Raw genomic sequence first — 16,778 nt, 5'->3', positions numbered from 1 at the left:
GCCGCGGCTTGCGACGGCGGCCCTCGCGGCTGCTGCGCCCCACCGTGCGCTCGGCGCGCCCCTTCGAGCGCGCCCGCGGTACGACTGCTCCCGAGCGGCCGTTCCCGTGCTCCCGGGCTCGAACATTGGACACTCCGAACCGTGCACAGCACCACCGGCACCACCCACCACACGCACCCCACCCGACGCTCCCTGCGCGACTCGCGTCGCCGCTCGCGTCGCACCGCCGCGCTCGGCCCCGCCTCCTCCGCCGCCGCCGCCGCGGTGCTGGTGGCGGTCGCCTCCCTGGCGAACCCGATGACGGCCAGCGCCCAGCCCGTCTCGGTGGGCACCACCAACGCCTCGACAGCCCTCGCCCTGGGAACCGTGGCCGCCACCGCCGACGCGACCGACACCACCGACCCGGCCGCCGGCGCCCTGTTCGAGCGCACCAAGGACCGGGCCGACGTACGCGCCGCCGAGGCGGTCGCCTCGGGCAACGCCGTTCTGGCCTCGGTGAAGGGCAAGGTCGACACCGCACCCCTGGTGACCTCGCTCGCCTCGCTGGCGAACTACGCCTACCTCGACACCACCACGGTGCAGACCCTCACCACGACGGCCGTGGCCGTGACCACGCAGGCCACCACGCAGGCCGCGGCCGTCGACAAGGCGGCGGCGGATGCGGCGGCGCAGGCGGCCGCCGAGGCCGCAGCGGCCGCCCAGGCCGCGGCCGAGGCGCTCGCGCTGGCCAACACCCCCGACGGCGCCCGCACGGTCGCCGCGCAGATGGCGTCCGACCAGTACGGCTGGGGATCGGACCAGTTCCAGTGCCTCGACTCGCTCTGGACCAAGGAGTCCGGCTGGAACTACCAGGCCGAGAACGCCTCGAGCGGCGCCTACGGCATCCCGCAGTCGCTGCCCGGCAGCAAGATGGCGAGCATCGCCGACGACTGGGCCACCAACGCGGTCACCCAGATCTCCTGGGGTCTGAACTACATCTCCCGCGGCTACGGCACGCCCTGCTCGGCCTGGTCGCACTCGCAGTCGGTCAACTGGTACTGATCCGGCCGGCCGGCCGTGTGGGGTCAACCGGCACCGGTCGGTCCATCGGCACCGATCGGCGCATCCGTCGACAGGTGACGATCCGCCAGTAGCATGTGGGGGTGACGACCACACCGCCGGCACCACCCGCCACGGGCCTGCGCGCCCGGGCCGGCTCCGCGGTGCAGAAGGTGCCCACGAAGTGGTTCGTCTCCGGCGGCCTGGTCGTCTTCCTGGCGGTCTCGGCCGCGTTCGGTGGCCTGAACGACGCGGTCGCCGCGCCGATCCCCGAGCTCGCCGCCGGAGACACCCACACCGGCGCACAGCTCAGCATCACGGTCGAGCGCGCCGTGCTGCTGGACGGCTTCCCCGAGCAGGGCATCCTGCCGGACGAGGGCGACCGCCTGCTCGTCGTGGTGGCGACGGTCGAAGACGTCTGGCACGACCCCGCCTCGACGCGGAACACCCTCGGCGCGGCCGACAACCTCCGTCCGGTGGGCGTCCAGGGCCTGGATGCGGCCAGCATGCCGCTGAGCGTGGCGGTGATCAGCGACGGCTCCGAGTTCCCCGACCTGCAGCCCGGTGTTCCGATCGAACTCGCCTTCATCTGGTCGGTCGATCCCGCGGCGCTGGCCGAGGGCGACGCGATCGCGGTCGACCTCTACGACAAGACGTACCGGAGCGACGGCTTCATCACCTCCGGTGAGCGGTGGGTGGATCCGGTCGTGGCGGCCACGGTGACGGTTCCGGTGACCGACTCCGGAGACGGATCGGGTGCCGACACCGGTGAGGGCGAAGGATGAGCGCGCTCCCGGATGCCCGCCCGGCGGCCAAGGGCTGGTGGCGGTCCGCGCTGAACGGTCTCGTGCTCGTCGCGGTGCTCGTGGTGGCCGGGGTGGTGGCCCACACGGCGCCCACCAAGGGGTTGTGGCAGGCGCCGATCGCGGTGGCGGGGGCGGTGGGCCAGGAGGTCGCCGGGCGCAACATCGTGGCCACGATCGACGAGGTGCGGGTGGCGGAGCAGGTCACGGCGGCCAACGGCTGGGCCGGCGAGACCACCGGGGTGTGGGTGGTGGTCGACGCGGGGGTCGCGAGCGTGGTCACCGACGAGGCGGCGCGGCTCGGCTCCGCCCGGCTGCAGATCGGCGGCACCTCCTTCAGCGCCTCCACCCGGCCCGGCTTGGGAACGATCGCCGACCAGTCGCTGACGACCGGGATCGCCCTCACGGGCCCACTGATGTTCGAGGTGCCGCCGGAACTGCTGGCGACCGAGGATGCGCACCGGGCGAGCGTCCAGCTCGCGCTGGACGAGGACCGGCGGGTCGACTCGCAGATCGAGGTTCCCGTCGACCTCGGAGCGCTGCCGCTCGAGGACTCCGTCGAGACCGGGCGACCCGTCTGGGGAGTGCGATGAGCGAGACGGCGCCGACCATCCCCGCCCACCCCGGGGCACCCGCCGCGTCCGGCACCGCCCGGCCCGGCCGCCGCTGGTGGCGCCGCAACCGCTGGGGACTGCTGGGCATCCTCGTGCTCGCGCCCGCCACCCTCGCGCTCACCTTCTCGAACGAGTGGGGCGCCTACTACGCCGGGCGCCCGAGCGTTCCGGTGCACGTCGCGGCGGGGGAGCGGGTCGACTTCGGCGGCACCGCCTGGCAGCTGATCGGCGCCCAACGCATCCCGGGAGACGACCCCGCCGTGGCCGACGCCGGCCTGCCCGCGGGCGCCGACCTGATCGTGGTGACGGTCGCCGTCGACCCGCAGCTCACCGGGGGAGCGACCAGCTCCACCATGTGCACCTTCGTGCTCGAGGAACTGAGCGGCGGTGGGGTGGTGCGCAGCTGGCGCGACGCGCTCTCCTCGGGCGTGGAGTACGTGGCCGATCCGGATGCCGCGGTCGGCTGCGACTCCGAACGCACCTCGGCGTACACGGCCGAGTCGCACTTCGTGGTGCCCGCCGACGCCGGCGACGAGCTCGCCGTCGAGGTGCAGGTGGGCTCAGAGCTCCCGCGCTTCCTCCGGCTGGGCGTGTGAGGCGGAGGCCGCGGCATCCGCCGCCTCGCGCCGCTCCTCGAGCCGGCGCAGGCAGAAGTCGTACGCGGCCGCGATCAGGCACAGCCGCAGCGGCTCGAGCAGCACGCTCACCACGAACACCAGGATGTCGTCGAAGTTCATCCACCAGCCGTAGAGGTCGTGCGGGCCGATCAGCCGCACGCCCGCCAGCAGCAGCCAGGTGCCGGCGGCATCCAGAACCGTGTAGGCCAGCACGAACAGCCCCATCGGCACGACGCCGGCCCGCCAGATCAGCAGCACGGCGCCGGCCAGCGGCCGCCAGCGGTCGGTGAGGTCGGTGCCCACGTCTTTCAGCCGGGTGCGCACGCCGTTCGGCAGGGCGACCACGCGGTCGCGCACGCCCGTGTAGTACCGGTGCGAGGGCCGGTAGGCGATCTTCGGGGTGCTGAGCGCGCGCCCGTAGACGATCCCGGCGAGCGTCAGCCAGGCGAGGGGGAACAGCATCAGCGCACCGGCCTCGTTCAGCGCCCACTCGATCCCGCCCCAGAGCCAGCCGAGCGGGGCGAACACCGCGAACGCCGCGGCCCTCAGCTGCTCGTACCACTGGATGGCCGCGCGGCCGGACACCCAGGCCTGGAACCCGGCGGTGTAGTTGCTGATCAGGAAGAGCGTCAGGAACACCCAGACCGCTTCGAGGTAGACGGCCACCAGGTTCGTCCACTTCGGCAGCGACGTGGCGTAGCGCTTGATCAGGAACCGCCCGCTGAACGCCACGACGATCGTCGCGAGGGTGCCGGCATCCAGCTGCAGGTTGAGCACGGCCGCGGTGGGCGCGGGGCCGTCGGCGAAGGGGTTCATGTTCCCGAGCGCCGATTCGGCGTACGACTTCACGTCGGCGCCGAGCAGCTTCCAGGCCGCGTAGAAGGCGAAGAACGGCAGGATGCTCACCAGGAAGATGTCGGAGACCCGCCGGTGCCCGCCGGCGGCCGGCTGCTCGAGCGCGCCCAGGCCGCTCGCGTCGACGCGCCGGAACGCGGGCATGTCGTCACGCAGCGCCAGGAACATCGCGATGTAGCTGCCGAGCCGGGCCAGAACGGCCAGCGGCAGGATGAGCAGCCCGAGCAGGGCGCTGGAGGCCCCCGCGAACGCCGCCACCTCGATCAGCGCGTAGCGCACCAGCCAGCCCGCCAGGAACCACGCCAGCAGCACCGGCCAGCGGGCGGCGACCAGGCGGAGCGTGCGGGTCAGGACGGAGAGCACGGCATCAGGCTACAGCTGTGGTCCGGCCCCGTGGGGCTTTCCGCACCCGCGGCGGCGAGGACGGGAGAGGATGGGCGCATGGCATCCCTGCTCCGCACCCGCATCGAGCGCGGCATCCGGATCGTGGTGGCGCGCTTCTCGCGCAGTCGCTTCTTCCGGCGCGTCGGCCCGACGATCATGCCGCCGCTGGAGCGCGCCATGAAGCTGCTCACCGGCGGTCGCGTGCCGCTCAGCGGCCTGCTCGTGCCCTCCCTGGTGTTGCACACCACGGGGGCGAAGTCGGGCCTGCCCCGCGAATCGGCCCTGATGTACTGCCCCGAACCGGGCGGCCGGATGCTGGTCACCGGCAGCAATTTCGCGGGCGAGAACCATCCCGCCTGGAGCGCCAACCTGCTCGCGCATCCGGAGGCCTGGGTGTCGGTGCGCGGGCGCCGCATCGACGTGCGGGCGTCGCTGGTGCCCGACGAGGAGCGCGAGGCCGTGTGGGCCTTCATCGAGAAGCAGTGGCCGGGGTATCGCGGTTACGAGCGGGCGTCGGGTCGCACCCTGCGCATCTTCCGGCTGGTGCCCGCCGACGGCGGCCCCACGCCCGGCGCGTCCACCCCCATCCGGGGTTGACTACGCTGACTGTCATGGAGCAGCCCGATTCGACCGTCCCGACCGATCGCGAACGCTTCGAGAGCCTCCGGCTCGACGCCGTGCAGCGGCTCGACCTGCTCGACACCCCGGCCGAGGAGCGCTTCGACCGCATCACGCGCATCGCGCGCGAGCTGTTCGACGTGCCGATCGCCGAGATCAACATCCTCGACGACCGCCGCCAGTACACGAAGTCTCCGCAGCCCGGGGGCGTGGCCGGCGACATCCCGCTCGACGACTCGTTCTGCGCCATCACCGTGCAGCAGTCCGATATCATCGTGGTTCCGGATGCCACGCAGGACGACCGCTTCTCGTCGCGCTCCGCGGTGAGCGACGAGCGCCACATCCGGTTCTACGCCGGGCGCCCGCTCAGCATCGACCAGCAGAGCCAGGTGGGCACCCTGTGCCTGGTCGACACCTCTCCGCGGGAGTTCAGCGACGAGCAGCGGCAGCTGCTCGACGAGCTCGGCGGCTGGGTGGAGCGCGAGCTGCGGGACACCGCCGACCTGGATCGGGCCACCGAGGTGCAGCAGAAGCTGCTGCCCCGGCGCCAGCCCCGCCAGGCCGTCCCCGGCGGCTTCGACCTCGCCGGCGCCTGCGTGCCGGCGATGGCCGTGGCGGGTGACTTCTACGCCTGGCACGGCGAGGTGGGCGAGATCGAACTCACCCTGGCCGACGTGATGGGCAAGGGCACGGCCGGCGCCATCCTGGCCGCCACCGTACGCTCGGCCTTCCAGTCCCGCACCGGCATCGACGTGGTGACGGCGATCGAGCAGGTGAACGAGCAGCTGATCGACGACCTCGGCGCCACCGGCAGCTTCGCCACGCTCTTCCACGCGCGCATCGACACGGCCACGGGGGCGATCGTCTACGCCGACGGCGGCCACGGCCTGACGATCATCGTGCACCCCGACGGCTCCTACGAGCGACTCGAGGCCACGGGCCTTCCGATCGGCATCGTGGGCGACGGCCTGTGGACCCTCGGCGAGGCCGTGCTGGGCGAGGGCGACCGCCTGCTCACCTTCACCGACGGCCTGCTCGACCTGTTCGACGGCTCGCTCGAGTCGCTCGACCCGATCGCGGCGCTGGTGCGCGCGGCCGGCAGCGCGGGCGGCTCTCAGCGCGTGGTCGACACCTTCACCTCGCTGGTGCCACCGCGCGCCGACGACGACGTCACTCTGGTGGTGGTGTCGCGCGGCTGATCGTCCAGACGTTCCGCTCGTCGAGCCGCTCGTAGCGCAGCTCGTCGACGAGGGCCTGGATGAGCGCGATCCCGCGCCCCGACTCGGCCAGCTCGTCGGGCATCTCACGGTTCATCAGCACGATGCCGCCGGCGTCCGCCGTGTCGGTGAGCGAAGCGCTGAGGCCGCTCTCGTCGGCCGAGACGGTGAGCACGCAGGTGACCCCGGTGTCGCCGGCGGCGTGCTGGATGACGTTGGAGGCGAGCTCGATCAGCGCCGTCTCGAAGGCCATCCGCTCGAACTCGGCGATGCCCGGGTTCGCGGCCCAGACGGTCTCGAGGAAGGCGTGCACCGCATCCACGTCATCCGGCGGGGAGGTGAAGACGAGATCCTGTCGCTCCTCAGTCACGGTAGGCCGCCTCGGCGCTGTCGTAGGCGGGCAGGATCTTGTCGACGTTCGAGAGCTTCAGCACCATCGCCACCTGGCTGGAGGGCGACACGATCCGCAGGTCGCCGCCGGCCTCGCGGGCCGACTTCAGGCAGCTGATGATGGCCCCGAGCCCGGAGGAGTCCATGAACGGGATCAGCGCCAGATCGAGCACGAGCCGCGGCCGGCCGCCGTCGAGGGCGCGCTTGGCGACCTCGCGCAACGTCGGGCCTGAGACCATGTTCAAGCGGCCTTCACCGCGGATCACGGCGATGTCGTCGCCGATCGATTCGGTCTGGAACTCCATCGATGGATACCCCCTAGAACTAAGCTGTACCCAGGCTATCGAAAGGGGGAGGGGTGTCCGATCCGGAAAAAGCCATCACGCGCATCGTGCAGGCGTATCCGAACGTGAAGGTCGTGCTGAGCGACTCCGTGTTCGCCGACTCCTACTTCCACTCCGCCGGGCCCGACGGGGGGACGCTCTACATCAACGCGGAGCTGACCGGCCTGATCGCCTCGCAAGCAGGCTGGACGGGGTCGATCATCACCACCGAGCCGCTGCCCGACGCCTGACGCGAGCATCCGGTCGCGTGAACGTTCCCAACACCATCTCCATCGGGCGACTCGTCGTTCTGACACCCCTCTTCGTGGTGTCGCTGCTGGTGTTCGGCAATCCGCTGCTGGCGCTGATCGTGCTGATCGTGCTCGGCATCACCGACTGGGCCGACGGCTTCATCGCCCGCCGTTTCGACCAGATCACCGATCTCGGCAAGAAGCTCGATCCGATCGCCGACCGCGTGAGCCAGTTCGTGGTGTGCGTCACCCTCGTGGCCGCCGGACTGGTGCCGCTCTGGATGGCCGTCGTGCTGCTGCTGAGCGATCTGCTGCTGGGCATCACGATCTTGGCGAAGAAGCCCGGCATCGTGATGGTGCGCTGGCTCGGCCGGGTTCGCACGGTGCTGCTGATGGTCGGCTTCCCGCTGCTGCTGCTCGTGGAGTCGTTCTGGCCCGACGACCGGGTGCTCGGCACCGCGGCGCTCGCCGTGGTGGGCGTGGGCTGCGTGCTGCACGCCGTGGCGAACATCGAGTACACGGTCGTGACGCTGCGCGGACCGGCGAGCGCGGCGGCCCGGAACAGGTAGGGCCTCAGGGGGTGCCGCCGAGGTCCCGCATGCGGCCGGCCGCGTGGGCGAGTGCCCGCTTCGCCTCGGGGGTCCAGCCGGCGCCGACGAACACGTGGATGGCGCCCGGGTAGAGCCGCAGCTCGACGGTGCTGCCCGCGGCACGCGCCTTCGCGGCGAAGGCCTTGGCATCCGGCAGCAGGATGTCGCGGTCGCCCTGGTAGACGAACGTCGGCGGCAGTCCCGCGAGCGGGTCGGTGAGCGGGCTGACCTGCGGATCGGCGGTGCCGCCCGGCGACCCCGCGGCCCAGAGCTCTCCCGCCTCGACCAGGTTCGACCGCTCGAGCAGCGGGTCGCGCGACTCGAGCGCGGCGATGGCCGGCGACTCGAGTCGCACGTCGAGCCAGGGCGAGAACAGCAGCAACCCGGCCGGCGGCGGCAGCTCGCCGTCGCGGCAGCGCAGGGCGAGCCCGACCGCCAGACCGCCGCCGGCGGAGTCGCCTGCCACGAACACGGGCGACCCGGTGGGGGCGGCCCGGTCCAGCGCCTGCCGGTAGACCTCGTCGAGGAACGGATACGCCTGCACCGCCGTGTGCTCGGGAGCGAGGCCGTAGCTCGGCACCACCACGGTCGCCCCCGATCGCTCGACCAGGGAGGTGATGATGCTCCAGTGCGCCGCGATGACCGGCCCCACGTACCCGCCGCCGTGCAGATACACCAGCTGGGTGCCGGTCGCGTGTTCGCGGGGCGTGACGAGCGTCACCGGGAAGCCGCCGAGCATCCGGTGCTCGACCGTGCAGAGGCGGCGGAGGGCCGGCGGGGCCGGTGCGTCGCGGAGGCCGCGCGACTCGCCGGCCCTCCGCCACGCGGCTTTGAGCGGTGCGATGCCGAGCAGCGCTCGGGTGAGGGACATCGGAACGGACATGGCCACCTCTTATGCGGTCGGGGACTCCATGTCGAGTCTGCCCGGTCGGCGGCCGATCCGCCTCAGCGCGTGAAGAACCGCGCGTCGGTGAGCAGCGGGTAGTCGTCGGGGCGGGGGCCCGCGGCGGCCCGGCGGCCCGGACCGTCGTGCGCGATCGCGAGAACCGCCACGATGACGCCCCAGAGGGCGAGGGCGGCGAGGATGACGATGACGAACAGCATGGGAGGCGCCTTCCGGTCGGGATGGGCCGATCCCTGGCGGATCGACCTGATGCCCTCACCCTCCTCGCTGAGGCCGGGCCGCCTCATCGGGCGGATGCCGTAGATCGTTCGGGAATCGGGGCCGGCGCCTAAGCCGTCCGACGCCTCCCGGCGGTATCGTGGGTGGAGCAAGCCGCCCCGCTCGACGATGAGCGAGGGCTCCGAATCCCCAGGGCAGCGTCGCCCATTCGGCACCACGACGACCGGTGGCTGCATCCCGTCGTCTCCGACCCGGAGTGTGTCATGACCATCGCAGTACGCAAGACGGAGCGCCGCCGCGGCGGCCTCCCGCAGGATCAGGACGTCAGCCACTCGGGCTGGTTCGTTCTGGAGGGCGGCCTCGCCGCCGGGATCGTCACCTTCGTGACCTCGCAGATCACCTTCGCGCTCACCTCGAAGGGGGTGCCGGGCCTCGGGGTGCTGACCGCGTCGACGAGCCTGACGCTCGGCTTCGTGGTGGCCGTGATGGCCACCCTGGTGGGCGTCGTCGCCTGGCTGGAGGTGGATCGGCGCGGACTCGCCGTGCGCGCGCGCAGCCGGGCGGTGCTCTGGCGGATCGCCGTGGGAACGGCCTCGATCGGCATCGCGGCGAGCGGCCTGCTCGGCTCGTGGCAGGTGTGGCTGATGATCTCGTCGATCGTGGTGGTCGGCGCGCTCGCCGCCGGCCTCTTCGCGGCCTGGTGCATCCGCCGCACCTGACCCCGGAAAAGCACCTGACCCGACGGAAAAGGGCCGCACGCCCCCAAGCGTGCGGCCCCGCGTCCGGCGAACTCAGCCGATGGGCGTGGGGTTCGTCGGGTTCGGCGGCACCGGCAGCGAACCGTGGATCTGGTTCTGCGCCTGGCACTGGCTGGTGCAGTTCGTGGCGCCCTGCGAGAGCTCGATGGCGTCTTCGCCGAGCACGCCTCCGAGGCGTCCGCCCGAGGTGACGAGCCACTTGGTGACGGTTCCGGTCTGCAGGGTCTTCGTGGCGACCTGAGGGCTGTCCTTGCCGAGCAGCATCTGGTGGAAGCCGGTGGCGCTCTGCGAGGCGGTCACCGCATCCACCCCGTTGCCGAAGTTGATCTTGCCGGTGTACTGGTTCACGAAGTAGAACAGGCCCGGGCCGAGCGTGTGCACGAGCTCGACGGAGCCGGCGAACTCCGGTTCCATCTGGAAGATGCCGCCCTGGGCGCCGTCCTTGGCCTGGATCTTCAGCTTGCCGCCGGCGGCGGCGAAGATGATGACGAGGGTGTCGTCCTTCACCTCGAGCTGCTTGATGGTGGGCTTGCCGATCTGCGCCGGGGTGAGGGTGGGCACCTTGGAGGCGAACACGACCGTGGGCGAGGTGACCATGCGCAGCGCATCCGGAGCCCCGGTGAGCGTGTAGTCGTAGACGCCGAGGGTGCCGGGGTCGATGCGGAAGGTGTTGTTGAGGCCGGTGACCGTGATCGGGCCGGTGACGGCGAGGTCTTTCAGCTTCACGTCTTTGCCCGCGGCGGGGTTGTAGGTGGTGCCGTTCACGGTGACGGCGTAGTCGCCGCCGCCGGCCGAGGGCTTGGCGCTGGCGGGAGCGGCCAAGGCGGTGGCGCCCACCAGGGCGGTGGCGGTGATCGTGGCGGCGACGAGCGCGCCGCGGGCGATGCGGCGGAACGACCGCGGCGGGCGGGTGGTTCGGTGCGTGGTCATGAGAGGCCTTCCGGTGACGGGGGAGAGCGGATGCGGGCTGGCCGCTCTCCCATCGTCATCGACGCCCGTCGTGCGGTCGATACGACCTTGGTACTAGTACCCGTCGTGCTGCTAATAGCCGTTCTCGCGAGCCCACAGCGCCGCGCTGGTGCGGTCGTTCAGCCCCAGCCGGCGGAAGACGCTGCCGAGGTGCACCTTGACGGTGCGTTCGGCGATGCCGAGCTCGCGGGCGATCTGCTTGTTGGCCAGCCCCCGGGCGACCAGGCGCAGCACCTCGGCCTCGCGGCCCCGGATGAGCGGCTCGGCCTGCTCGGCCGCCGCGGCCGGCCCGGCGGCGTCGGGCGGGATCGACGCCGCGCCCGGGAAGAGCATCCGCGCCACCCGGGGATCGATCGGCGACTCCCCGCGTGCGGCCGAACGGATGCCGGCGGCGATCTCGGCGGGCTCCGCGTCTTTCAGCAGGTAGCCGGTCGCGCCCGCGGCGAGCGCGTCGCGCAGGCGCTCTCCGTCGCGCGAGGAGGTGAGGATGACGATGGGGAGGGCCGGATGCTCCTGCCGCAGCGCCCGGGTCGCGTCGACACCGTCCAGCCCCGGCATCGACAGGTCCATCAGCAGCACGTCGGGGCGGCTGTCCCGCGTCAGGGCGAGGGCCTCGGACCCGTCGGCGGCCTTGCCCACCACGGTCACGTCGTCGAGCTCGCGCAGCAGGGCGATCAGCCCGGCGCGCACCAGAGGATGGTCGTCGATCAGTGCGACCCGGATCACGAGCGTGCCCCCACCGGGCTGCTCGCGCGCAGCACTAGCCGCCAGTCCGTGCCGCGGCCCGGCTCGCTCCGCACCAGCAGCCGGGCGCCCGAGGCGGCGGCCGCCTCGACGATCAGCGGGATGCCCAGGTGGCCGGATTCGGGCCGCTCGATGCCCTCCGGTTCGAAGCCGCGCCCGTCGTCGGCGATCCCGACCGGCACCGATCCGTCGGGCTGCACCGGGCCGAGGGTCACCACGGCCTCGGCGGCCTTCGCGTGCCGCACCGTGTTCGCCAGGCACTCCCGCACCACGCGGAAGACCAGCCGGGCCTCGTCGGGGGTCAGCTCGGGGATGCCGTCGTCGACGATCCGCACGCCGACGCCGCGACCGCGGACGGCGTCGGCGAGATCGTCCAGCGCCGAGCGGATGCCCGCGGCCGTGAGGCTCGGCGGGTACACGTCCACCAGCAGGGAACGCAGCCCTCCCACGTTGGCGCGCAGGGTGCGCGCCGCCTCGTCGAGCTCGGTCGCGAGGGCGGTGTCACCCGAGCGCTGGGCGCGCGCGGCCCCGCCGTGCAGCGCGAGTGCGCCGGCCGTGAGGTCTTGGATGGCGCCGTCGTGCAGCCGGCCGGCGATCCGCCGCCGCTCGTCGGAGGAGGCGTCGAGCGCGTGCTGCAGCACCGCCTCGCGGTGGGCGCGCACGTCGCGCAGGTAGACGACCAGCCGCCGCCCGAGTGGCAGCAGCAGCACCAGCAGGGCGAGCACGCTGCCCACGGCCAGCAGCGAGAACGCGCCCCAGAGCTCGCCGGTGCGCACGCTCACCTGGTCGTAGCGGAAGTAGGCCTCGAACAGCACGGCCCGCCCGCTCGGGCTGGTGACCGCGTGGTAGGCCTCGAGCAGCTCGCCCTGGCCGGTCTCGTAGCGGTTCTCGGGGGCGCCGAGGTCGCTCACCTCGGCCTCCACGCCGTTGCTCGCGAGCACGCGCAGCTCCTCCTCGTCGAGTCCGAAGGTCTCGCCGATCAGCCGCGGTTCGTCGGAGTACAGGATGCGGCCCTCGGCATCCCAGATCTTGACCCGCACCACGGATTCGCCGAGCACCCGGGTGCGCACCAGCTCGTCGAGCAGGGCGCGCGCCGCGGTGTCGCCGTCGAGCAGGGCGTCGCTGAGCGCCGGTTCGACGATCACGTCGCCGAGCAGCTCCGCCGAGCGGGCCGCGTCGTGCACCGCCTCGCGGTCGGCGAGCTGGCGGGCCACGAACACGCCGACGGCCACCACCACGAGCACCACCAGCACGGCGGCGGCGATCAGGCGGGTGAACAGCCCGCGCCGCGAGGGCGGTTCGACGCGAGCCGAGCGGCGCGCCTGCGCGGCCGTGAGGTCGATCCAGGCCGGTTCCGGGGGCATCCTCTCAGTATGGACGGATGCGCCGGGTCCGCACCGCCCGGGCCGGCGCGCGGGCAGCCGGGCAGGGCAGGGCCTGCGGGCGTCAGAGGATGCGGTGCGTGCGCGCTTCGGGCGGCCCGCCCCGGCGCACGAGCGAGTTGACCGGCCACGACAGCAGCATCAGCAGCAAGGGGTAAAGCCCTGCCGGAGGGACGACGAGCGTGATGGCGAGGGCGAGCGCGGTGAGACCGGCGGTGATCCAGTCGGCCCACAGATAGCCGCGAGCCGGTTCGCGACCGGGCGGGAGCAGACCGCGTCGCACCAGCACCAGCTCTTGCAGGCGCACGGCGATCTCCGCCACCAGCACGGTGCCGATGTAGAGCCCGGCGGCGAACGAGTCGTGCCCGGGCGAGGAGACCACGAGCACCGTGGGCAAGGGGAGGAACACGATGCACGCCACCCAGAGCAGGTTCGTGTTCACCAGCGCCCGGGTCGACCCCGTGACGCCGCGGTACAGCCGGTGGTGGTCTTTCCAGAACGCGGCGATCACGACGAAGCTGAGCGCGGCCGCCCCGAGGCCGAGGGCGTTGCCGGTGAGGAAGTCGAGCGCGGAGCCGGAACCCTCCTGCGCCGTGTCGACCAGGGGCAGCACGATCAGCGTGATGGCGATCGCCACGACCGCGTCCGTGAAGGCGACCAGGCGCCCGACACCGCTCTCGGGGGACTCGCCGGGTTCGGGTGACATGGGCTCATCCTAGGGAGGCCGCATCGGAGCCTCGGAGGCGGCCTCGGTAGAATCGGGGCATGAGCGACTCGACCGCCCGTCCTTCGATGCCGTTCGGCACGGCCATCGCCACAGGCCTGCGCCGGTACGCCGACTTCACCGGCCGCGCCGGGGTGGCCGAGTTCTGGTGGTTCATCCTGTTCGTCTCGGTGGTGAGCTTCGGCCTCGGCGCGCTCAACATCAGCACGCCGCTGGGCATGCTGGCGCTCGGCACCACGCTGTCGACGGTGTGGTCGGTGGCGGTGCTGGTGCCCACCCTCGCGGTCGCCGTGCGGCGCCTGCGCGACGGCGGCAACAGCTGGCTCCAGCTGCTCTGGCTGCTCGTGCCCATCGCCGGCGTCATCGTGGTGGTGCTCCGGCTGTGCGATCCGGCCCGGGACGCCGTCCCGCGCATCTGACGCCGCGTCCTGCGGGACGCGCAGGGCGGGGTATCCGGGGTTCCTGCAGAAATACGCGCCGCCGAGAACCAGTTCAGGCGCTGACCCGGATTCAGGCGCTGACCCGGATCAGGCGCTGATCCGGATCAGGCGCCGACCCGGATCACGCGGCGGCCACGAGGCCGGCGGCGGTGACCGTGAGGTCGCCCGCGACGGCATCGACGGTGACCGCTCCGCCATCGGCGAGGGCGCCGGAGACCAGCAGGTCGGCGATGCGGTCGTCGACCGAGCGCTGGATGACGCGGCGGAGCGGGCGGGCGCCGTACTCGGGCTCGTAGCCGTTCTCCGCCATCCAGTCGATCGCGGCCTCCGTCACCGTCAGCCCGATCTCGTGCGCGGCCAGCCGGGCGCGGGTGGCGCCGAGCAGCAGCGACACGATCTGGCGCAGCTGCGCCTTCTCCAGCTTGCGGAACAGCACGATCTCGTCGATCCGGTTGAGGAACTCCGGCCGCATCGCCTCGCGCAGCTTGCCCATCACGCGGTCGCGCAGCGCCTTGTCCGAGCCGAAGCCGTTGCCGGCGGAGCCGTCCGCCGAGGCTGCCACGAAGCCCATGGCACCGCTGCGCGAGGCCAGGAACTCCGATCCGAGGTTCGAGGTCATGATGACCACCGTGTTGCGGAAGTCGACCGTGCGGCCCTGGCCGTCGGTCAGTCGCCCGTCGTCGAGCACCTGCAGGAGCAGGTTGAACACGTCCGGGTGGGCCTTCTCGATCTCGTCGAACAGCACCACCGAGTACGGGTTGCGGCGCATGCGCTCGGTCAGCTGGCCCGCCTCGTCGTAGCCGACGTAACCGGGAGGGCTCCCGACCAGGCGGGAGACCGTGTGGCGCTCGCCGAACTCCGACATGTCGAAGCGCAGCATCGCCGACTCGTCGCCGAACAGCGATCCCGCCAGCGACTTGGCCAGCTCGGTCTTGCCCACGCCGGTGGGGCCGAGGAAGAGGAACGAGCCGATCGGCCGGTTCGCGTCGCCCATGCCGGTGCGGTTGCGGCGCACGGCCTTGGCCACCACGGTCACGGCGTCGTCCTGCCCGATCACGCGCTCGTGCAGCTCGCCCTCCAGGGCGGCCAGGCGCTCGCGGTCGACGTCACCCAGGCGGGACACCGGGATGCCCGTGGCCCGCGAGATCACCGCGGCGATCTCGGTCTCGTCCACCACGGCGGCGGCGTCGATCCCGCCGGCGGCGCGCTCGGCGGCCACCCGGCCCGGCAGCGAGACCGCCTCGGCCAGCTGCTGCTGGATCTGTTCGATCTCGTCGCGGATGCGCGAGGCCTCCTCGTAGTGCTCGGCCGAGACAGCGGCGTTCTTCGCGCCCTCCAGGGCGGCCAGATCGGCCTGCAGCGCCGAGATGTCGACCACCTCGGGCAGCTTGCCGAGCGAGAGCCGCAGTCGCGCGCCGGCCTGGTCGATCAGGTCGATCGCCTTGTCGGGCAGGAAGCGGTCGCTCACGTAGCGGGCCGAGAGCTCGACGGCGCTGGCGAGGGCCGCATCCGTGTAGCTCACGCCGTGGTGCTCCTCGTACGCCGAGCGGAGCCCGTGCAGGATCTGCACGGCATCCGGGATCGACGGCTCGCCCACGGTCACGGGCGAGAAACGGCGCTCGAGCGCCGGGTCCTTCTCGATGCCGCGGTACTCCTTGAGCGTGGTGGCGCCCAGCAGATGCAGGTCGCCGCGGGCCAGCCGGGGCTTCAGGATGTTGCCGGCGTCCATGCTGTTCTCGCCGGAACCGCCCGCGCCGACGACCGTGTGGATCTCGTCGATGAACACGATGATCTCGTTCTTGTGCGCCGAGATCTCGTCCATCAGCGTGGTGAGGCGCTCCTCGAAGTCGCCGCGGAAGCGGGTTCCGGCGAGCATCGCGGGCAGGTCGATGGCCACCACGCGCTTGTCGCGCAGCTGCTCGGGCACGGTGCCGTCGACGATCGCCTGGGCGATGCCGTCGACGATCGCGGTCTTGCCGACGCCGGCCTCGCCCACCAGCACCGGGTTGTTCTTGGTGCGGCGGGACAGGATCTCGACGGTCTGCTCGATCTCGTCGAGCCGGCCGACCACCGGGTCGAGCGAGCCTTCGCGGGCGAGCGCGGTGAGGTCGGTGCCGAACTTGTCGAGCGTCGGGGTCTCGGATGCCGCGTCGGCGGTGTCGTCGCCCATCGCCGAAGCGGGGTCACCCGCAGCGCCGGCCGCGGCGCCGATGTTCTGGCGCATGCCCTCCTGCAGCGCATCCGGGGTCACGCCGGCCTGTGCCAGCACCTGGCCGGCGGGGGAGTCCTGGTTGATCACGAGCGCGAAGAAGAGGTGCTCGGGGTCGATGTAGGTCGAGCCCGAGGCGCGGGCCACCTGGTAGGCGTGGAACAGGGCGCGCTGGGCGCTCTGGGTGAGCGCCGGGGCGGTGACGGGGTCGCTGCTCGCGGCGGGGAGCCGCGACTCGGCGGCCCGCACGATCGCGCGCGGGTCGGCGCCGACCCCGCGGATGGCGTCGGACGCGGGCTGCACGGGTGCGATGGTGCGCAGGATGTGCAGGGCGTCGAGCTCGCGGTGGCCGTGGCCGATCGCGTACTGGCCGGCTTCGGCGAGCAGCTCCTGGGTGCGGCGGCTGATCAGCTTGCTGAGGTCGATCGAGCGGCCGGCGCGGGCCGCGCGCTCGCCTTCGAGGTAGCGCGCGAGGAACTCGTCGAACGAGCTGTTGTTGCCGCTGCCGTCTTGCGTGGGCCCCTCGGGGCCGAAGTTCTCGGGCACGAAACCTCCTGGTTCATGAAACTTGAGTGCCTTACGCTCAAGTTCAACGCCATCGACGGGAAGTTATTCCCGTGGGTACCCTGAGAGGCGGATACAGCTCCCTCTCGAGGAAAAACAGGGGGTCTCAATTCCGTCGAATCATGGCTTGATGAGAGTCGATACCCGACTCCCACTGACAGGACT

Annotated in this window: 20 protein-coding genes; 10 read left to right on the top strand and 10 right to left on the bottom strand. The window is 72.1% G+C overall.

Annotated elements, in window-relative coordinates; translation table 11 throughout:
• Window positions 1–141 precede the first annotated feature (141 nt).
• From ACN4JJ_RS15420 to ACN4JJ_RS15405, 4 genes are all read left to right on the top strand, one after another.
• Window positions 142–1,041, top strand: coding sequence for an aggregation-promoting factor C-terminal-like domain-containing protein (locus ACN4JJ_RS15420; protein ID WP_440710768.1), 900 nt, complete (start codon window positions 142–144; stop codon window positions 1,039–1,041).
• A gap of 101 nt (window positions 1,042–1,142) precedes the next feature.
• The gene (locus tag ACN4JJ_RS15415; RefSeq protein ID WP_440710767.1) at window positions 1,143–1,823 is read left to right on the top strand and encodes a hypothetical protein; all 681 of its coding nucleotides are present in this window, start codon (window positions 1,143–1,145) and stop codon (window positions 1,821–1,823) included.
• Window positions 1,820–2,434, top strand: a complete 615-nt coding sequence (locus ACN4JJ_RS15410) for a hypothetical protein (RefSeq protein ID WP_440710766.1) — start codon at window positions 1,820–1,822, stop codon at window positions 2,432–2,434. The genes ACN4JJ_RS15415 and ACN4JJ_RS15410 overlap by 4 nt, the downstream gene beginning before the upstream one ends.
• Window positions 2,431–3,051, top strand: coding sequence for a hypothetical protein (locus ACN4JJ_RS15405; RefSeq protein ID WP_440710765.1), 621 nt, complete (start codon window positions 2,431–2,433; stop codon window positions 3,049–3,051). Before ACN4JJ_RS15410 ends, ACN4JJ_RS15405 begins: the two co-directional genes overlap by 4 nt.
• Here ACN4JJ_RS15405 and ACN4JJ_RS15400 read toward each other — a convergent pair.
• A complete protein-coding gene (locus tag ACN4JJ_RS15400; protein ID WP_440710764.1) occupies window positions 3,016–4,290 on the bottom strand; it encodes a hypothetical protein in 1,275 nt (424 codons plus the stop codon). The two genes, ACN4JJ_RS15405 and ACN4JJ_RS15400, sit on opposite strands and share 36 nt — an antisense overlap.
• Window positions 4,291–4,368: 78 nt before the next feature.
• Between ACN4JJ_RS15400 and ACN4JJ_RS15395 the strand changes: the two genes are divergently transcribed.
• Window positions 4,369–4,908, top strand: coding sequence for a nitroreductase family deazaflavin-dependent oxidoreductase (locus tag ACN4JJ_RS15395; protein ID WP_440710763.1), 540 nt, complete (start codon window positions 4,369–4,371; stop codon window positions 4,906–4,908).
• Between the two features lie 14 nt (window positions 4,909–4,922).
• Entirely contained in the window at window positions 4,923–6,128 is a 1,206-nt protein-coding gene (locus ACN4JJ_RS15390) for a PP2C family protein-serine/threonine phosphatase (RefSeq protein ID WP_440710762.1), read from the top strand.
• Here ACN4JJ_RS15390 and ACN4JJ_RS15385 read toward each other — a convergent pair.
• Both ACN4JJ_RS15385 and ACN4JJ_RS15380 read right to left on the bottom strand, forming a co-directional pair.
• Window positions 6,100–6,516 carry an ATP-binding protein gene (locus ACN4JJ_RS15385; protein WP_440710761.1) on the bottom strand — a complete coding sequence of 139 codons (417 nt, stop codon included), beginning with the start codon at window positions 6,514–6,516 and terminating at the stop codon, window positions 6,100–6,102. The two genes, ACN4JJ_RS15390 and ACN4JJ_RS15385, sit on opposite strands and share 29 nt — an antisense overlap.
• Window positions 6,509–6,841: an STAS domain-containing protein gene (locus tag ACN4JJ_RS15380; RefSeq protein WP_440710760.1), complete on the bottom strand. Its 333-nt coding sequence runs from the start codon at window positions 6,839–6,841 to the stop codon at window positions 6,509–6,511. Before ACN4JJ_RS15380 ends, ACN4JJ_RS15385 begins: the two co-directional genes overlap by 8 nt.
• Window positions 6,842–6,894: 53 nt before the next feature.
• Between ACN4JJ_RS15380 and ACN4JJ_RS15375 the strand changes: the two genes are divergently transcribed.
• A complete protein-coding gene (locus ACN4JJ_RS15375; protein ID WP_440710759.1) occupies window positions 6,895–7,110 on the top strand; it encodes a hypothetical protein in 216 nt (71 codons plus the stop codon).
• A gap of 17 nt (window positions 7,111–7,127) precedes the next feature.
• On the top strand, window positions 7,128–7,679 hold the full coding sequence (locus ACN4JJ_RS15370; RefSeq protein WP_440710758.1) for a CDP-alcohol phosphatidyltransferase family protein: 552 nt from the start codon (window positions 7,128–7,130) through the stop codon (window positions 7,677–7,679).
• Between the two features lie 4 nt (window positions 7,680–7,683).
• Here the strand turns inward: ACN4JJ_RS15370 and ACN4JJ_RS15365 are convergent, their stop codons facing one another.
• Both ACN4JJ_RS15365 and ACN4JJ_RS15360 read right to left on the bottom strand, forming a co-directional pair.
• Window positions 7,684–8,583, bottom strand: coding sequence for an alpha/beta hydrolase (locus tag ACN4JJ_RS15365; RefSeq protein ID WP_440710757.1), 900 nt, complete (start codon window positions 8,581–8,583; stop codon window positions 7,684–7,686).
• A 62-nt stretch (window positions 8,584–8,645) separates the two neighbouring features.
• The gene (locus ACN4JJ_RS15360) at window positions 8,646–8,804 is read right to left on the bottom strand and encodes a hypothetical protein (RefSeq protein ID WP_440710756.1); all 159 of its coding nucleotides are present in this window, start codon (window positions 8,802–8,804) and stop codon (window positions 8,646–8,648) included.
• A 282-nt stretch (window positions 8,805–9,086) separates the two neighbouring features.
• Between ACN4JJ_RS15360 and ACN4JJ_RS15355 the strand changes: the two genes are divergently transcribed.
• The gene (locus tag ACN4JJ_RS15355; RefSeq protein ID WP_440710755.1) at window positions 9,087–9,542 is read left to right on the top strand and encodes a hypothetical protein; all 456 of its coding nucleotides are present in this window, start codon (window positions 9,087–9,089) and stop codon (window positions 9,540–9,542) included.
• 72 nt (window positions 9,543–9,614) lie between these two features.
• Here the strand turns inward: ACN4JJ_RS15355 and ACN4JJ_RS15350 are convergent, their stop codons facing one another.
• From ACN4JJ_RS15350 to ACN4JJ_RS15335, 4 genes are all read right to left on the bottom strand, one after another.
• Window positions 9,615–10,511 carry a hypothetical protein gene (locus ACN4JJ_RS15350; protein WP_440710754.1) on the bottom strand — a complete coding sequence of 299 codons (897 nt, stop codon included), beginning with the start codon at window positions 10,509–10,511 and terminating at the stop codon, window positions 9,615–9,617.
• 111 nt (window positions 10,512–10,622) lie between these two features.
• Entirely contained in the window at window positions 10,623–11,276 is a 654-nt protein-coding gene (locus tag ACN4JJ_RS15345) for a response regulator (protein WP_440710753.1), read from the bottom strand.
• Window positions 11,273–12,658: a sensor histidine kinase gene (locus ACN4JJ_RS15340; protein WP_440710752.1), complete on the bottom strand. Its 1,386-nt coding sequence runs from the start codon at window positions 12,656–12,658 to the stop codon at window positions 11,273–11,275. The genes ACN4JJ_RS15345 and ACN4JJ_RS15340 overlap by 4 nt, the downstream gene beginning before the upstream one ends.
• An 82-nt stretch (window positions 12,659–12,740) precedes the next feature.
• Complete coding sequence (locus tag ACN4JJ_RS15335) at window positions 12,741–13,382, bottom strand: TMEM175 family protein (protein ID WP_440710751.1); 642 nt, start codon at window positions 13,380–13,382, stop codon at window positions 12,741–12,743.
• Window positions 13,383–13,441: 59 nt separating this feature from the next.
• Here ACN4JJ_RS15335 and ACN4JJ_RS15330 point away from each other — a divergent pair, with 59 nt between their 5' ends.
• The gene (locus ACN4JJ_RS15330; protein WP_440710750.1) at window positions 13,442–13,819 is read left to right on the top strand and encodes a DUF805 domain-containing protein; all 378 of its coding nucleotides are present in this window, start codon (window positions 13,442–13,444) and stop codon (window positions 13,817–13,819) included.
• A gap of 142 nt (window positions 13,820–13,961) precedes the next feature.
• Here ACN4JJ_RS15330 and ACN4JJ_RS15325 read toward each other — a convergent pair whose 3' ends face one another.
• Window positions 13,962–16,595, bottom strand: coding sequence for an ATP-dependent Clp protease ATP-binding subunit (locus ACN4JJ_RS15325; protein WP_440710749.1), 2,634 nt, complete (start codon window positions 16,593–16,595; stop codon window positions 13,962–13,964).
• Between the last annotated feature and the right edge of the window lie 183 nt (window positions 16,596–16,778).

The sequence above is a fragment of the Herbiconiux dendrobii genome, from assembly GCF_052048175.1.
In the GTDB taxonomy this organism is placed as follows: domain Bacteria; phylum Actinomycetota; class Actinomycetes; order Actinomycetales; family Microbacteriaceae; genus Herbiconiux.
Note: the sequence above shows the minus strand (reverse complement) of the source record. Positions and strands in the feature narration are given on the sequence as shown.

What these genes read in the sequence shown, in the direction of transcription:
- ACN4JJ_RS15390 (WP_440710762.1), top strand. Translation starts at nt 4,923, where the DNA reads ATGGAGCAGCCCGATTCGACCGTCCCGACCGATCGCGAACGCTTCGAG.
- ACN4JJ_RS15340 (WP_440710752.1), bottom strand. Translation starts at nt 12,658, where the DNA reads ATGCCCCCGGAACCGGCCTGGATCGACCTCACGGCCGCGCAGGCGCGC.
- ACN4JJ_RS15395 (WP_440710763.1), top strand. Translation starts at nt 4,369, where the DNA reads ATGGCATCCCTGCTCCGCACCCGCATCGAGCGCGGCATCCGGATCGTG.
- ACN4JJ_RS15365 (WP_440710757.1), bottom strand. Translation starts at nt 8,583, where the DNA reads ATGTCCGTTCCGATGTCCCTCACCCGAGCGCTGCTCGGCATCGCACCG.
- ACN4JJ_RS15410 (WP_440710766.1), top strand. Translation starts at nt 1,820, where the DNA reads ATGAGCGCGCTCCCGGATGCCCGCCCGGCGGCCAAGGGCTGGTGGCGG.
- ACN4JJ_RS15350 (WP_440710754.1), bottom strand. Translation starts at nt 10,511, where the DNA reads ATGACCACGCACCGAACCACCCGCCCGCCGCGGTCGTTCCGCCGCATC.
- ACN4JJ_RS15335 (WP_440710751.1), bottom strand. Translation starts at nt 13,382, where the DNA reads ATGTCACCCGAACCCGGCGAGTCCCCCGAGAGCGGTGTCGGGCGCCTG.
- ACN4JJ_RS15405 (WP_440710765.1), top strand. Translation starts at nt 2,431, where the DNA reads ATGAGCGAGACGGCGCCGACCATCCCCGCCCACCCCGGGGCACCCGCC.
- ACN4JJ_RS15360 (WP_440710756.1), bottom strand. Translation starts at nt 8,804, where the DNA reads ATGCTGTTCGTCATCGTCATCCTCGCCGCCCTCGCCCTCTGGGGCGTC.
- ACN4JJ_RS15330 (WP_440710750.1), top strand. Translation starts at nt 13,442, where the DNA reads ATGAGCGACTCGACCGCCCGTCCTTCGATGCCGTTCGGCACGGCCATC.
- ACN4JJ_RS15380 (WP_440710760.1), bottom strand. Translation starts at nt 6,841, where the DNA reads ATGGAGTTCCAGACCGAATCGATCGGCGACGACATCGCCGTGATCCGC.
- ACN4JJ_RS15355 (WP_440710755.1), top strand. Translation starts at nt 9,087, where the DNA reads ATGACCATCGCAGTACGCAAGACGGAGCGCCGCCGCGGCGGCCTCCCG.